Source organism: Micromonospora sp. CPCC 206060 (genome assembly GCF_036906895.1).
Taxonomy (GTDB): Bacteria; Actinomycetota; Actinomycetes; order Mycobacteriales; family Micromonosporaceae; genus Micromonospora.
This window is the reverse complement of sequence record NZ_JBAKHU010000041.1, coordinates 46021-61467: the sequence shown is the minus strand read 5'-3', so window position 1 is coordinate 61467 and position 15447 is coordinate 46021. Positions and strand designations below refer to the sequence as shown.

Here is a 15447-nt window from a genome sequence, read left to right as displayed (position 1 = left end):
GGACCTCACGTCCAGGCATGTCTCCTCCTCGTCCTCGCTGACGGCGTCCGCCCGCCCCGACCTCTCCGGTGGGACCGTCCCAACCTGTCCGGTGCGCACCGGGGCGACGGGTGGCGGTGGATCAGAGGCCGAGCAGCCGGTCGAGGAGGTCCCGGTAGCGGCGGACCACCATCCGGAGCTGTTCGGTGTCGTCCGACCCACTCTGCTGCCAGCCGTCCAGCTCGTTCCGGCGCGAGGCGAGCGCGCGGGCGACCGCCTCGATGGCGTCCCCGACCACCTCCCGGGCCTCACCGGCGGCGGCGCGGGGGTCGTCGACGAACCGGAGTTGGACCTCACGCCAGCGGTCGCGGTACTCCTGGGTGTCGGAGAGGAACGGGCCGCCCGTCCCGGCCGGGGTGGCCGTCCCGGCCGGAACGGAGTCCGTCGTTCCGGTCGCCGACCGGTGAGCTCCGGTTGCCACCGGGATGCTGTCGGGGTCGACCATCGCCGAGGTGGCGCTGCCGTACCCCGGGGCGTCGTCCACCGGGGCGACGTCCCGCTGCACCGCACGCGCGGGCGCGTTGAACCGGGCGGTCGCGTCCGGGTCGGCGGCGGGCGCGTTGAACCGGGCGGTGGCGTCCGGGTCGGCGGCGGTTGGGATGAACCGGGCGGTGGCGTCGGGGTCGGCGGCGGGCGGATTGAACCGGGCGGTGGCGTCCGGGTCCGGGTGGCCGGGCGCGTGGCGTCCGGTACCCGGGAGCGGATGCCCGGCCTCGGGATCCGCCTCCGCGCCGACCCGGCCGGCGATGCCGTCACCGGGCCGGGCGGTGTCCTCGCCGCGCGGGTCCCGCTCATCGGCCGCCCGGTCGCTGGCCATGGCGGACGCGGCCACCGCGCCGCCCACGGTGGTCGCCCCGAACGCGGTCGGCAGCGGTGCCGGCGGGTGGAAGTCCGGCTCACCCCGTCCGGTGGCGTTCGGCTGCCGCTCGACCCCGTCCGGGTCGAAGGAACCCCGCTCGTCCAGAGCGTCCTCGGGCAGCCGCTCGGCGTGCCCGTTGTCCCGGTGACCGGTGCCGCCCGCCCCGCCCGGTACGGGTACCGGCTCCGATTTGACCACCTCGGGGTGGTCCTGGGTCTTCCGTTCGTCATGCTGGCGCATCGCGGTCTCTCCTAGCGACTCGTGGCGTCCTGCGGGGTCTCGTCCGGGTGCTGCTGTACCGGCACCTCGCCGAGCAGGTCGGCGAAGAGTTCGCGGTAGTGCACGACGGCCTGGCGGAGTTCCTCCGTGCTGGCCTCCCCCCGCGTGTTGCGGAGGTGGATGTCGTGGGCGTCCCGGTAGTGGGTGAGCGTACGGGCGTGTTCCACCGACAGGTGCGCGAGTTGCTCCGAGTAGTCCCCGGTGGGGTAGCCGCGTTCGGCGATCAGGCGGGTGACCAGTTCGTCCGCGTCACCGACGGCGGCGGCGGGGGAGTCCACGAACCGGATCTGGATCTCCTCCCAGGCCGCCGCGTACCGGGCGCGGGACTCGGGGCTCAGCGGGTTGAGCGTCAACTCGGCGTGCCGGCGTTCCCGCTCCCGCAACTCCCGCTCGGCGGCGGTCCGGCTGTCCTGGTCGGCGACGACCCGGTCGTACTCCGGGCCGAAGCGGTTGCGCAGCGCGCGCCGCCGGCTGGTGACCACGGCGAGCACGACCAGTGCGGCGACGGCGAGTACCACGAGAAAGATGACGACTAGCTGCGTGGGCGACATGACTCCTCCTTCGCCACCTGGTATTCCCGCTCGGCACCGACCGCCAATCCAGATTCGACGTAGTTTCCGGCTCCTGGTGGCGGAACGCCCGAATATCCGGGCCTTCCCGGCCAGCCCGGGCCTGCGCACCAGCTGACCGACTGCGGCACCGACCGGGCGCTCCCCCACCAGGCGGGGCGCCCGGGTCCATGTCGGAGCAACAGCCCGTGTCGGGGTGACCCCGTCCGGCGAGGGCGGCGGTAGTGCAGGTGGTCAGGATTACGTATCCTGCCGGGGGCGTTGCGTGCAGCCGCGCCTCCGGCGGGAGTAGCGGCCCGGCCGGGCCCGCGTCACCCCTGCCACCCCTCGGGCGAGGTCCCATGAAAACCGGCAACTGGCCGATCCGCTCGAAGATCGTCGCGCTGGTCGTGATGCCGATCGCCGCGCTGCTGGTGCTCTGGATCTTCAGCACCACCCTGGTCGTCGGCCCGGCCCTGAAGCTGCTCGCGGCGCAGACCCTCTTCGAGGAGGTCGGCCGTCCCGGGGAGAAGCTCGTCGCCGAGCTCCAGCGGGAGCGCCGGCTCTCCGTGGTGTACCTCGCCTCCCGGGCCGACCTGCCGGCGTTGCGGGCACAGCGCGTCCGTACCGACGAGGCGATCGTCGACTTCCGGCGTCGGGTGGCCGACGAGGATCTCCGGGACGCCGCCGACGACCTCCTCGAAGGCCGGCTGGACCAGCTCATCACCGGCCTGGAGGCGTTGCCCGCCGGGCGGGCCGCGATCGACCAGCAGAGCATGGACCGGGCCGGCGCGCTCGGGCTCTACAGCGGCATCGTGGCCACCGCGTTCGGCGCGTTCAGCGTCACCGCGACCCTTCCGGACGAGGGACTCAACCGGCAGGTCCGGGCGCTGACCGGGCTCGGCCAGGCCCGCGAGCTGCTCGGCCAGGCCGATGCACTGCTCGCCGGGGCGATCACCGGTGGCGGGTACGCCCCCGGCGAGCACGCCCAGCTCATCCAGATCATCGGTAGCCAGGAGTTCCTCACCGCCAGCGCGGTGGCCGAGCTGCCGGCCGCCAGCCGGGCGGCGTACCAGCGGCTGGTCGAGGCCGAAGCCTTCGTGCAGCTCCGCGCCATGCAGGAGGCCCTGGTCGGTGCGGACGGCCGGGGTGTGCCGGTGGTGGACGTACCGGTCTGGCAGGCCAGCTACGACACCGTGCAGCAGCGCCTGCGCGAGTTCGAACTGGGCGAGGCGCAGGGGGTGGCCGACCGGACCATGCCGGTGGCGGTGGGCATCCTGGCCCGGCTCGGCGCGACCGGGCTGCTCGGCCTGGTGGCGGTGGTCGGCTCGGTCGTGGTGGCCCTGCGCGTCGGTCGTTCCCTGGTGCACCGGCTGACCAGCCTCCGGACGGTCGCCTTCGAACTGGCCGAGCAGCGGCTGCCGGGCGTGGTGGCCCGGCTGCGGCAGGGCGGTGAGGTCGACATCGCCCGGGAGGCACCGCCGCTGGAGTACGGCTCCGACGAGATCGGCCAGGTGGCGCAGGCGTTCAGCGCGGTGCAACGGACGGCGGTCCGCTCGGCGGTCGACGAGGCCGCCCTGCGGCAGGGACTCAACGAGGTCTTCCTCAACATCGCCCGACGCAGCCAGACCCTGCTGCACCGGCAGCTCGCCCTGCTGGACCGGATGGAACACCGGGTCGAGGACCCGGACGAGTTGGCCGACCTGTTCCAGGTCGACCACCTGGCGACCCGGATGCGTCGGCACGCCGAGGACCTGGTCATCCTGGCCGGCGCGGCACCGGGGCGGGGGTGGCGCAACCCGGTACCGATGATCGACGTGATCCGAGGTGCGGTCTCCGAGATCGAGGACTACGCCCGGGTGGACGTGGCGGCCGTGCAGGACGCGGCCACCGCCGGCCGGGCCGTCGGCGACGTCATCCACCTGCTGGCCGAGCTGATCGAGAACGCCACCGTCTTCTCTCCGCCGGAGACCCAGGTCCGGGTCGCCGGCGAGCTGGTGCCGAACGGGTACGCCATCGAGATCACCGACCGGGGGCTCGGGATGTCGGCCGAGGCGCTCGCCGGTGCCAACCAGCGACTCGCCGAGCCACCCGACTTCGACCCGGCCAACACGGCCCGCCTGGGCCTCTTCGTGGTGGCCCGGCTCGGCGCCCGGCACGGGGTGAAGGTGCAGTTGCGCCCCTCCGCGTACGGCGGCATCACCGCCGTGGTGCTCATCCCCACCGGGCTGATCGTCCGGACCCCGGACGCCGGGGAGCCGGCGGGCGCCGGCCCGACCGTGGTGGGTGGGGCGCAGGTCGCCCGGATCGGTCCCACCGGGCGGCCGGTGAGCCGGCTCGGCCGGCTGTCCACCGTGCCGAGACTGCGCCCCGGGCGGTCCGGGGGTGCCGGACGCGGCCGGGGCACGGCGACGCCGCTCCGGCCGGCACCGGTGGAGACCGGCGTGGACGGCGGTCCGTCGGCGCTACCGGCCGATCCGCCGATCGGTCCGGACGGACTGCCCCGCCGGATCCGGCAACGGAGCATGTCGCCGAAGCTGCTCGCCCCGGTCGATCCGGCGCCGTCCCGGAAGCCGGCCACCCGGACTCCTGAGCAGACCCGGGCCGCCATGTCGGCTCTGCAGGCCGGTACGGCGCGGGGCCGGCAGGACTCCGGCGCGTTCGCGCAGACCGGTCCCGGTCGGGCCGACGGGCCTGACGGGTCCGGCGGTGCCGACCGGACCGCTGGGTCCGGCCGTGCCGACCGGACCGGCCCGACCGCTGTGTCCGGCGGCGCCGGCTCCGGACCGCCCAGGGGCGGGGCCACCCCCATGGACCAGCCCACCGCGGAACTGCCGCGGGTCACCCCGGTCACCGACCGGGGGTCGACCGACTCTGGAAGGGATGCGTAGTGCTGCACCCGACGAAGCCGGCCAGGAATCTCGACTGGCTCCTCGATGACCTGATCGACCGGGTACCCGCCACCCGCCAGGCGGTGGTGCTCTCTGCGGATGGTCTGCTGCTGGGTGCCTCCCGTGGCATGGAGCGGGCCGACGCCGAGCACATGTCGGCGATGGCGGCCGGCTTCTCCAGCCTGGCCCGGGGCGCCAGCCGGCACTTCGACGCCGGTGCGGTACGCCAGACCGTGGTCGAGATGGACGACGCCTACCTCTTCGTCACCTCGGCCGGGCTGGGCGCCTGCCTGGCCGTGCTGAGCGCCGCCGACGCGGACATCGGCCTGGTCGCCTACGAGATGGCGATGCTGGTGACCCGGGTGGGGGAGAACCTGAGTGCCGCCGCCCGGTCGACCGTCGAACCCGAGGTGCCGTCCGGGGCCGCCGGGAGGCTGCCCGATGCGCGCTGACCCACCCGGCACCCTGCACGACTGGCTGGACGACGAGGCCGGCCCGGTGGTCCGGCCGTACGCCATGACCGGCGGCCGGGTTCGTCCCGCCGCCGGGTTCGACCTGGTGGCGTTCGTCTTCGCCGAGCCGGACGCCGATCCGGACCGGCACGAGCTGACCCAGCCGGAGCACCGGCGGATCCTCCGGTTGGCGACCGAGCCGATCTCGGTCGCGGAAATCTCCGCCCACCTGGACCTGGCCCTCGGCGTGGTCCGGGTCCTCCTCGGCGACCTGCTCGACGCCCGGCTGATCGCCATGCACGAGCCGCCGGCCACGTCCCACTATCCTGACGACAACATCCTCAAGGCGGTGGTCAATGGACTCCGTGCGCTCTGACCGGAACGGATCAGGGCAGCGGGTACCCCTCGCGCTCAAGATCCTGATTGCCGGTGGTTTCGGGGCGGGCAAGACGACACTTGTCGGCACGGTCAGCGAGATCCGTCCGTTGCAGACCGAGGAGGTGCTGACCGACGCGGGGATCGGCACCGACGATCTGTCTGGGGTGGAGACGAAGCGGACCACCACGGTGGCCATGGACTTCGGCCGGATCACCATCAACGAGGACCTCCAGGTGTACCTCTTCGGTACCCCGGGACAGGACCGGTTCTGGTTCCTCTGGGACGAACTGGCCTTCGGTGCCCTCGGCGCGGTGGTGCTCGCCGACACCCGCCGGCTCGCCGACTGCTTCCCGTCGGTGGACTACTTCGAGCAGCGGGGCATCCCGTTCGTGGTCGGGGTGAACTGTTTCGACGGGGCGCAGCGGTTCGGGGTGGACGCGGTGCGCCGGGCGCTCGACCTGGACCCGGACGTGCCGGTGGTGCTCTGCGACGCGCGGAGCCGGCAGTCCGGCAAGACCGTGCTGGTGGCGCTGGTCGAGCATGTGGCCCAGCGGCGCGGCGAGCCGGTTCCGGCGGCTTGACCTGCCCGGGCCGGCCCGTTCTGGTTAGATCGACCGGACAGGCGACGGAGGGGGAGGGCCGGTGAGCGACCGGGGAGGATTGGTCCACATCGGGTGCTACACCCCGGCGACCGGCGGCCGGGGCGAGGGCATCGTGCTGGCCCGTCGGGATCCGGCGAGCGGGGCGCTGACCGTGCTCGGCACGGCTGCGGTCACCGACTCGCCGTCGTTCCTCGTCCGTCATCCCACCCTCGACGTGCTGTACGCGGTCAACGAGCTGCCCGAGGGCACGGTGAGCGCGTTCCAGGTGGCGACCGACGGCGGGCTCACCCCGCTCGGGGTCCGCTCCACCGGCGGGGACAGCCCGTGCCATCTGGCGGTCGCGCCGGACGGCCGGCACCTGTACGTGGCGAACTACGGCAGCGGCAGCGTCTCGGTGCACCCGCTGGACGCTGCCGGGGTGCCCGGTGACCGCAGCGACCTGCTGGCCCACTCCGGGCACGGCGCGGACCCGGAACGCCAGGACCGGGCGCACGCCCACATGGTCTCGCCGCATCCGGCCGACGGCTCCGTGCTCGCCGTCGACCTCGGCACCGACTCCGTCTACCGGTACGAGCTGGAGCCGGCCTCGGGGCGACTGGTGCCCCGGGCGCCCCGGCTGCGTACCCCGGCCGGCACCGGGCCCCGGCACCTGGCCCGGCACCCGGACGGCCGACGCGGCTACCTGGTCGGTGAGCTGGACGCCACCCTGACCGAGTACGAGTTGCACCCCGGCGGGGTGCTGCACGAGCGGCACCGGGTGCCGGCGAGCGACCGGACCGGGCACGTCCAGCCCTCGGAGGTGTCGGTCGCCCCGGACGGCCGGTTCGGCTACGTCGCCAACCGGGGGGTCGGCACGCTGGCCGTCTTCGCACTGGCCGACGGGCAGCCGCCGCGCCTCGTCACGGAGGTGGCGACCGGCGGTGGGTGGCCCCGGCACTTCGCCCGGGTCGGCGAGCACCTCTACGTCGCCGACGAGCGGGCTCATCTCATCCGGATCTTCCAGGTCGACCCGGGAACCGGGATCCCGACGCCGGTCGGCGAGCCGGTCGAGGTGCCCAGCCCGGTCTGCGTACTGCCCTGAGCCGGTGCCGGTGCCGGTGCCGGAGCCGCCGTCCGACGGCGACGCCGGGCAGGGGCGGTCACCCGGGGAAAGACAGGGGTTGCCGGCAGTGCTGGACGGTGCCGCACCGTCGGCCGGTTTGCTGACCAGGCCGGGCCGAGATCATTACGCAGAGTAAGAATTGCAGGTCAACTGTTTCTTCTGGGTTAACTTTCGTCCGAACGGTTGTGGTCGCGGTCAGGGGTGGTCCGCAAGATAGGGACGTGTCCGGCCGTCATCGCATGCATAGGGGTACCCGCAGAACAAGCGCCGTCGCAGCAGCGACGGCGCTTGTTGTGGTGATCGCGGGAGCCTGGTTCGGATACCAGCGCCTCGTGCAGCCGGCCTGCTCCGGACAGGTTCAACTCACCGTGGCCGCCGCCCCGGAGATCGCTCCGGCCGTACAGGCCGCCGCCCAGTGGTCCGCCGACGGGGGCGCCATCGACGGCGTCTGCGTCGCGGTGAACGTCACCGACTCCGACCCGGTCGACGTGGCCGCGGTCGTGGCCGCCCGGCACGGCGCGGTCCTCGCCGGGGTCGGTCAGGCCAGTGGTACCGCAGTCGCCCCGGACGTGTGGCTGCCCGACTCGTCCACCTGGCTGCTGCGTCTCAAGAGCGGCGGCGCGACCGCGTTCGCGCCGACCAACGGTGCGTCGGTGGCCCGCAGTCCGGTGGTGGTCGCGATGCCGGAGCCGGTCGCCACCCGGGCCGGCTGGCCAGACAAGAAGCTGACCTGGGCCGACCTGCTACGGGACGTGACCACCGGTACCAAGCTGCGGACCGGGATCGTCGAGCCGACCCGGGACGCGGCCGGGCTCGTCGGTCTGCTCTCCCTGGCGGGTGCGGCGAGCGCATCGGGTGGGGATGCGCAGCAGGCGACCACCGGCGCGTTGCGCGCCCTGGCCACCGGCCGGTCCGCCCTGCGGCAGGATCTGCTCGCCAAGTTCCCGCGCGCCGATGACGCGGCGTCCATCGCCGGTTCGCTGGGCGCCGCGCCGCTGTCCGAAGAGGACGTCATCGCGTACAACGCGAAGCAGCCGCCGATCCCGCTGGCCGCCCTCTACCTGGAGCCCGCGTCGCTGGCGCTGGACTACCCGTACGCGGTGCTGCCCGGTATCGAGCCGGCCAAGGCCGCCGCCGCCGACGGGCTGTTCGCGGTGCTCAACACCGCCCAGTTCCGTAACCGGCTCGCCGACGAGGGGCTGCGGGCGCCGGACGGTACCTGGGGGGAGGGCTTCCAGGCCCCGCAGGGCGCACCCAGCCCGGGCAGTGGCGGCAGCCCGGCGGCACAACCCTCCGGTGGCAGGGCGGCCGGATCCCCCGACTCGGCCGCCCTGGAGAAGGTCGTCTCCAGCTGGTCCATCGCCACCCAGTCCGGCCGGATGCTCGCGGTCATCGACGTCTCCGGCTCGATGAAGGAGCTGGTACCCACCGCGGGCAACGCCACCCGGGAGCAGGTGACGGTGGCGGCGGCCCGGCGCGGGCTGGCCCTGTTCGACGACTCCTGGGCACTCGGCCTCTGGGTCTTCTCCACGGAGATGGTGGGGAGCCGGGACCACCGGGAACTCGTGCCGATCGGTCCGCTGTCCAGTCAACGGAGCCGGCTGGAGGCCGCGTTGGGCACGGTCGCCCCCAAACCGAACGGGGACACCGGCCTCTACGACACGGTGCTCGCCGCCTACCGGACGGTGCAGGAGAACTGGGAGCCCGGCCGGGTCAACTCGATCGTGCTCTTCACCGACGGCAAGAACGAGGACGCCAACGGGGTCACCCAGGAGAAACTCCTCAGCGAGCTGAAGCGGATCAACGACCCTGAGCGGCCGATCCAGCTGGTCATCATCGGCATCGGTGGCGGGATCAGCCGGCCCGAGCTGGAGTCGATCACCAAGCTCACCGGTGGCGGGGTCTTCATCACCGAGGATCCCACCGGGATCGGGGACATTTTCCTCAAGGCGATCGCGCTGCGCCCCAACGCGCCGCGCTGAGCCGGTTCGGGGCGGCCGGAGCGGTCGCCCCGGTGGTCCGCGCCGGTACCGGGGAAGCCGGTTCACGCGGGCCGTCACCCATGGTGACAGATGAATACAGGGTGGCGGAAAAGTGACGGTAATCCGTCCGAAGTACGCTGCGGCGATAATTCGTACGACAAGATGTCGGGGTGCCCGGGACCACGGACCGTTGAGCGGGTCCGGTAGCCGGTCACGGGACGCCTGAGCGAGTGGAGGGGCCGGTGACCTCGGCGACCGTGTTGAGCCCCGCGCGGACGCCCCGGGCGTCCGCTGCGGGACTGTCAGCCAGTACGGCCCGCCTCCGCCAGCGTGCCTACCTACGTGGCCTGCTGGTGCTCGACACGGCTGTGCTGGTGCTGGCGGTCCTGGTCGGGTACGTCGCCCGGTTCGGCGGCGACGAGCCGATCGGCTCGGACATCCCCTACTTCATCGTGGCGCCCGGTCTCGTGCTGGCCTGGCTGGTCTCGCTCAAGGCGCTGCGCTGCTACGACGACCGGGTGATCGGGTACGGGGCCGACGAGTACCGTCGCGTCAGCAGCGGCAGCCTCCGGCTGGCCGGTACGATCGCCATCGCCGGTTACATCGCCGACGTCGGGGTGTCCCGGGGTTTCCTCGGCATCTCCTTCCTGGTCGGGACGGTCGGCCTGGTCGTGGCCCGGTTCGCCGCCCGCAAGCTGCTGCACAAGGCCCGGTACCGGGGGTACGGCTGGTCCCGCCGGGTACTGGTGGTGGGGGACACCGCGCACGTGCTGGAGTTGGTACACACCCTGCACCGCGAGCCGTACGCGGGCTACCAGGTGGTCGGTGCCTGCATCCCCGACGCGCTGCTCGCCCCGGTGCCGCAGCGGCTCGGCGACGTGCCGGTGGTGGGCTCGTTCCGGGGCATCCCGGACGCCGCGCTCGCCGCCGGAGCGGACACCGTGGCGGTGACCGCCTCCGGCGAGCTGACCGCCACCCGACTGCGCCGGCTCGGCTGGCAGCTGGAGGGGACCGGGATCGACCTGGTGGTCGCGCCCGCGCTGACCGACGTGGCGGGGCCGCGCATCCACACCCGCCCGGTGGCCGGGCTGCCGCTGATCCACGTCGAGGCGCCGGAGTTCCGTGGCCTCCGTAAGATCGTCAAGGGGTTCTTCGACCGGGCGATCGCGCTCTTCCTGCTCACCCTGGCGTTTCCGGTACTGGCGCTGATCGCGCTGCTGGTCAAGCTGGACAGCCAGGGCCCGGTGATCTTCCGGCAGACCCGGGTGGGGCAGGGCGGGGTCGAGTTCGGCGTCTACAAGTTCCGCACCATGGTGGTCAACGCCGACGCCATGCTGGCCGAGCTGGCCACCCGGAACGAGACCGACGGACTGCTGTTCAAGATGCGCGACGACCCCCGGGTCACCCGGGTCGGCCGGTTCCTGCGCAAGTGGTCGCTGGACGAGCTGCCCCAACTCGCCAACGTGCTGTTCGGGCACATGAGCCTGGTGGGCCCGCGACCGCCGCTGCCCTCCGAGGTGGCCCGGTACGACGGTGACGTCGCCCGGCGCCTGCTGGTCAAGCCGGGTATGACCGGGCTCTGGCAGGTCAGTGGCCGCTCCGACCTGACCTGGGAGGACGGCATCCGGCTCGACCTCTACTACGTGGAGAACTGGTCCCTCGCCTCCGATCTGACCATCCTCTGGAAGACCTTCGGTGCCGTGATCAACAGCCGGGGCGCGTACTGACCCGTGCCGCCGCTGCGGGTGGTGGCGCCTGACCGGCCGGACGGGGGATCCCGGGGCCGGTCAGGGCTGCGGACCGGTCCAGTCCAGGCAGACCACCACGGCGTCGTCGTTCAGTTCGGCCGAGACGAACGCCCGCAGGTCACCCAGGAGCGAGCGGACCGCCTCCAGCGGCGCCATCGGCCCGGTACGGCGCAGGAACCGGTCCAGCGCACTCCCGCCGTACCGACCCGTCGCGGAGGTGGCGTCCACCACGCCGTCGCTGAGCACGAAGAGCCGGTCACCGACCTCCAGCCGGAACCGCTGGGACTCGTACTCCGTACCGTCGAACATGCCCAGCGGGAACTGGGCGTCCAGCGGCTGTTCGATGGCCTTGCCCTCGCGGAGCAGCACCAGCCGGGGCGAGCCGGCGTCGACCACGGTCATCAGCCCGGTCGCCAGCTCCAGCTCCATCAGCAGCACCGACACGTGTTGCGCACCCCGGTGGCAGGCGTAGACCGCCTGGTCGGCCAGGGCGGCCTGGTCGGCCAGGGAGAGCCCGGCCCGGCGGGCGTTGCGCAGCGCGTGGGTGGCCAGCGCGGTCAGCGCCGAGGCGGCCACCCCCTCGCCCATCCCGTTGAGCGCGGACAGCCAGAGCCGGTGCCCGTCGTCGGACCAGTCGAAGCTGTCCCCACGCACCGCGTACGCCGGTTCGAGCTGGCCGGCGAGACTGAACGAGGGCCGGACCCGGCTCCGTCCGGGCAGCAGCTCCCACTGCATCTCGGCGGCGAGGGTCAGCCGGCGGGTCCGGGCCGCTACCGTGTACCGGTCGGTCCCGGCGTCGACGCAGCCCAGCTCATGGGCGAGCACCGTGCCGATCTCGGTCAGCTCGGCGTACTCCTGCGGATCGGTCGGCGCCGGAGCCAGCCGAAGCACCCCGACCCGCTCGCCCCGGCGACTCACCGGGAAGTAGCCGACCCCCTCGTGGAGTACCGGCTCCTGATGGTCGAAGCAGCGCCAGGCCGGGTGACCGGGTGTGGTGATGGCGTCCCCGCCGGTGAGTGGCAGCAGGGCGGAGAGCCGGTAGTCGACCTGGAGCAACTCGGTCGCGGTGATCCGGTACCCGACGTCGAGTGCCGCCGCCAGCCGCTCCACGAGCGCGTCGGCCGGGGACTCGGTGAGTGCCCGGCGGACCGCCGTTACCCGGTCGTACATCTGATCTCCCCTTGGCAGGCCCGGCGACCTGCGGTGCCGAGGTAGTCTCGGGCGCACCATGGCCAGAGAAAATGGTCCAGGCGGACCGGATCCGAGTATGGCCGCTGCGCTCGACAGCGTGGCGGGCGCCCTGCTGGCTGTCTGGGACGCGGCCCGGGAGCACGCCACCAGCAGACTCTCCGGCTCACAGCTACGGGCGGTGATGACCGTCGAGCAGCACGACGGGATCAACCTGCGCCGGCTCGCCCAGTCACTCGGCATGCTGCTCTCGTCGGCCAGCCGGCTCTGCGACCGGCTGGTCGCCGCCGGCATGCTGGAACGCGAGCCGGGGCGGACCGACCGGCGCGAGATCTCCCTGCATCTCACCGAGGCGGCCCGGGAACTCCTACAGGAGCAGCGGGCGGAACGGCGCCGACGGTTGACCGAGGTGCTCCAGGCGATGAGCCCGGATGGGCGGCAGGCGCTGCTGCGTGGGTTGTCCGAATTCGAGGAGGTCACCCGGGAGGTGGCCGAGCCGCCGGCCACGCTCGATCCGGCCGCTGACCCGTACCCGTCAGGTGGTGGGCCGTTGCCGACCGGTCCGGCGGTCGATCCGGCCGCCAGCGGTGCCGGGCGGGCCGTTCCGGTCGGCGGCTTCGGCGATGTCCCCGAGCAGCTCTCGCGACGTCCGATGCGGGGCCGCCCGACCCGGTCGGCCGGCCCGGCGGCGACCATCCGGTCGGCCTGAGTTCCGCGGACGCATACCGCTCGACCCGCCGTCGGTGCGGCCCGGCCAGGGGCGGCACCAGCACCGTCTCCACCTACGGCTACGACGGCCACCCGCTCGTGTGACCGGCCACCGGCCGCCCGGTGCGGCGTGCCGGCGGGATGTCAGCCGGTGCGGGCCAGCCAGTCCGCCGGTTCCTCGACCACCCGGCGGACCACCGAACCGGCGGCACCGACCACGGCAGCGTCGGCGCCGAGCACGGCGGCCCGGACCGCGACCGGGGACCAGGTGGCGGTGAGTACCCGACCGGTGATCTCCGCCTCGACCGGTGGGCGCAGCCAGCGGGTCAGTGGCGCGTAGGCGCCACCGAGGATGACGGTCTCGATGTCGAGCAGGTTGACCACTGCGGCCACGGTGACGCCGAGAGCGGTGCCGGCCTCGGTCAGCGCCCGGCAGGTCGCCGGGTCACCGGCCTCGGCGAGCCTGGTCAACCGGGCGACCGCCGCGCCGGCCGGAAGGTCCGCGCCGGACACGCCAGCGCCGGCCAGGATCGCCTCCAGACCGGCGTACGGCTCCAGGCAGCCGCGCGCACCGCAGCGGCAGGGCCGACCGCCCGGCTCGACGGCGAGGTGTCCGATCTCGCCGCTGAAGCCGCGCGCCCCCCGGAACAGGGCGCCGTCCAGCACGATGCCGGCACCGATGCCGATCTCGCCGGAGATGTGGACGAAGCTGCGCGGGCCGGTCGGCGCGGCGTGCAGTTCGCCCAGGGCGGCCAGGTTCGCCTCGTTCTCCACCAGGAGGGGGGTCATCCCCGGGGGGGCGATGCCCGGATGGCCGGCGAGCACGGCGGTCACGTCCACGTCCCGCCAGCCGAGGTTCGGCGCGAGCCGGACCAGCCCGTCACCACTGACCAGTCCGGGTACCGCGAGTACCGTGCCGGCGACGGTGAGGCCCTGGTGTGCCGCCTCGGTCCGGGCCGTCACCGCGAGGTCGGCGACCCGGGTCAGGGCGGTCGTCGGGCTGACCGTGCGCAGGTCGACCCGGTGCACGGCGTGGTGACGTACCGTGCCGGTCAGGTCGATCAGGCAGGTGGCCAGGTAATCCACGTTGATCTCCAGGCCCAGCCCGGCCGGGCCGTGGTCGGCGAGGACGAGTCCCTGCGCGGGGCGGCCGGCCCCGGTGCGTGGTGCCGGGGAGACCTCGGTGAGCAGGCTGCCGGCGAGCAGGTCGTCGACGAGGGCGGAGACCGTGGCCCGGGTCAGGCCGGTGGTGGTGGCCACCTCGGCCCGGGACGGCGGGCGGGGTGCGTCGGCGATGTGCCGCAAGACCAGGGCGAGGTTGTGGGTCCGCAGGCTGGCCTGTCGGGCCGGGTGCGCGGGCGGCGCGGGTCGGTGCCGGTCGGGGTTGCTGCGGGACTGCTGCACGGCCTTGACAGTGTCACACTCCGACCAAATAATTCAACCGATAAACAAATCACGGATGTTTCCTGGAGGTCACCGATGGCGCCGCGGCCCACTCCCGCCGACAAGTTCTCCTTCGGCCTCTGGACGGTGGGCTGGCAGGCCCGCGACCCGTTCGGTGACGCCACCCGGGCCGCACTCGACCCGGTCGAGGCGGTGCACCGGCTGGCCGACCTCGGGGCGTACGGGATCACCTTCCACGACGACGACCTGATCCCGTTCGGCGCCGACCTGGCCACCCGGGACCAGCACATCGCCCGGTTCCGCACGGCACTCGACGAGACCGGCCTGGTGGTACCGATGGTCACCACCAACCTCTTCACCCACCCGGTCTTCAAGGACGGTGGCTTCACCAGCAACGACCGGGACGTCCGCCGGTACGCGCTGCGCAAGGTGCTGCGCAACATCGACCTCGCCGCCGAGCTGGGCGCCCGGACCTTCGTGATGTGGGGCGGCCGGGAAGGCGCCGAGTACGACGTCGCCAAGGACATCCGGGCCGCGCTGGACCGCTACCGCGAGGCCGTCGACCTGCTCACCCGGTACGTCATCGACTCCGGCTACGACCTGCGCTTCGCCATCGAGCCCAAGCCGAACGAGCCGCGCGGCGACATCCTGCTGCCCACCGTCGGGCACGCGCTCGCCTTCATCTCCGAGCTCGCCCACCCCGAGTTGGTCGGCCTGAACCCGGAGGTCGGTCACGAGCAGATGGCCGGGCTCAACTACGCCCACGGCATCGCCCAGGCGCTCTGGCACGGCAAGCTGTTCCACCTCGACCTCAACGGCCAGCGCGGCATCAAGTACGACCAGGACCTGGTCTTCGGCCACGGTGACCTGCTCAACGCGTTCGCCCTGGTCGACCTGCTGGAGCACGGTGGCCCGCAGGGCGGCCCGGCGTACGACGGCCCCCGGCACTTCGACTACAAGCCCTCCCGCACCGAGGACTTCACCGGGGTGTGGGCCTCCGCCGAGGCGAACATGCGCACCTACCTGCTGCTCAAGGAGCGGGCCGCAGCGTTCCGGGCCGACCCGGAGGTGGCCGAGGCGCTCGCCGCCAGCAAGGTCGCCGAGCTGGCCACCCCCACCCTCGCCGACGGCGAGAGCTGCGCCGACCTGCTGGCCGACCGGTCCGCCTTCGAGGAGTTCGACGTGGACGCGGTCGCCGCCCGGGGCTTCGGTTTCGTCCGGCTCAACCAGCTCGCCGTCGAGCACCTGCTCGGCGCCCGCTGAGCGG

General features: G+C 73.2%; 13 protein-coding genes. 9 read left to right on the top strand and 4 right to left on the bottom strand.

Annotated features, from left to right (window positions below; translation table 11 throughout):
• Positions 1-121: 121 nt before the first annotated feature.
• Entirely contained in the window at positions 122-1138 is a 1017-nt protein-coding gene (locus tag V6U90_RS22660; RefSeq protein WP_334440116.1) for a hypothetical protein, read from the bottom strand.
• Positions 1139-1149: 11 nt separating this feature from the next.
• Positions 1150-1728, bottom strand: coding sequence for a hypothetical protein (locus V6U90_RS22655; protein WP_334440113.1), 579 nt, complete (start codon positions 1726-1728; stop codon positions 1150-1152).
• 359 nt (positions 1729-2087) lie between these two features.
• Between V6U90_RS22655 and V6U90_RS22650 the strand changes: the two genes are divergently transcribed.
• The 7 genes from V6U90_RS22650 (at position 2088) to V6U90_RS22620 (ending at position 10859) form a co-directional block, all read left to right on the top strand.
• Positions 2088-4616 carry a nitrate- and nitrite sensing domain-containing protein gene (locus V6U90_RS22650; RefSeq protein WP_334440110.1) on the top strand — a complete coding sequence of 843 codons (2529 nt, stop codon included), beginning with the start codon at positions 2088-2090 and terminating at the stop codon, positions 4614-4616.
• Complete coding sequence (locus V6U90_RS22645) at positions 4616-5068, top strand: roadblock/LC7 domain-containing protein (protein WP_334440107.1); 453 nt, start codon at positions 4616-4618, stop codon at positions 5066-5068. Before V6U90_RS22650 ends, V6U90_RS22645 begins: the two co-directional genes overlap by 1 nt.
• Complete coding sequence (locus V6U90_RS22640; protein ID WP_334440105.1) at positions 5058-5444, top strand: DUF742 domain-containing protein; 387 nt, start codon at positions 5058-5060, stop codon at positions 5442-5444. Before V6U90_RS22645 ends, V6U90_RS22640 begins: the two co-directional genes overlap by 11 nt.
• Complete coding sequence (locus V6U90_RS22635) at positions 5425-6027, top strand: GTP-binding protein (RefSeq protein WP_334440102.1); 603 nt, start codon at positions 5425-5427, stop codon at positions 6025-6027. The genes V6U90_RS22640 and V6U90_RS22635 overlap by 20 nt, the downstream gene beginning before the upstream one ends.
• A gap of 61 nt (positions 6028-6088) precedes the next feature.
• The gene (locus V6U90_RS22630) at positions 6089-7129 is read left to right on the top strand and encodes a lactonase family protein (protein WP_334440100.1); all 1041 of its coding nucleotides are present in this window, start codon (positions 6089-6091) and stop codon (positions 7127-7129) included.
• Between the two features lie 260 nt (positions 7130-7389).
• Complete coding sequence (locus V6U90_RS22625) at positions 7390-9132, top strand: VWA domain-containing protein (protein ID WP_334440123.1); 1743 nt, start codon at positions 7390-7392, stop codon at positions 9130-9132.
• A gap of 242 nt (positions 9133-9374) precedes the next feature.
• Positions 9375-10859: a sugar transferase gene (locus V6U90_RS22620; RefSeq protein ID WP_334440098.1), complete on the top strand. Its 1485-nt coding sequence runs from the start codon at positions 9375-9377 to the stop codon at positions 10857-10859.
• A gap of 60 nt (positions 10860-10919) precedes the next feature.
• On the opposite strand, the gene V6U90_RS22615 is transcribed toward V6U90_RS22620, so the two are convergent.
• A complete protein-coding gene (locus tag V6U90_RS22615; protein ID WP_334440095.1) occupies positions 10920-12050 on the bottom strand; it encodes a PP2C family protein-serine/threonine phosphatase in 1131 nt (376 codons plus the stop codon).
• A gap of 97 nt (positions 12051-12147) precedes the next feature.
• Here V6U90_RS22615 and V6U90_RS22610 point away from each other — a divergent pair, with 97 nt between their 5' ends.
• Positions 12148-12777, top strand: a complete 630-nt coding sequence (locus tag V6U90_RS22610) for a MarR family winged helix-turn-helix transcriptional regulator (RefSeq protein WP_334440093.1) — start codon at positions 12148-12150, stop codon at positions 12775-12777.
• Positions 12778-12920: 143 nt separating this feature from the next.
• Here the strand turns inward: V6U90_RS22610 and V6U90_RS22605 are convergent, their stop codons facing one another.
• The gene (locus tag V6U90_RS22605; RefSeq protein WP_334440090.1) at positions 12921-14180 is read right to left on the bottom strand and encodes an ROK family protein; all 1260 of its coding nucleotides are present in this window, start codon (positions 14178-14180) and stop codon (positions 12921-12923) included.
• Between the two features lie 75 nt (positions 14181-14255).
• On the opposite strand from V6U90_RS22605, the gene xylA reads away from it, so the two are divergent.
• Positions 14256-15443, top strand: a complete 1188-nt coding sequence (gene xylA / locus V6U90_RS22600; RefSeq protein WP_334440088.1) for a xylose isomerase — start codon at positions 14256-14258, stop codon at positions 15441-15443.
• Positions 15444-15447 lie beyond the last annotated feature (4 nt).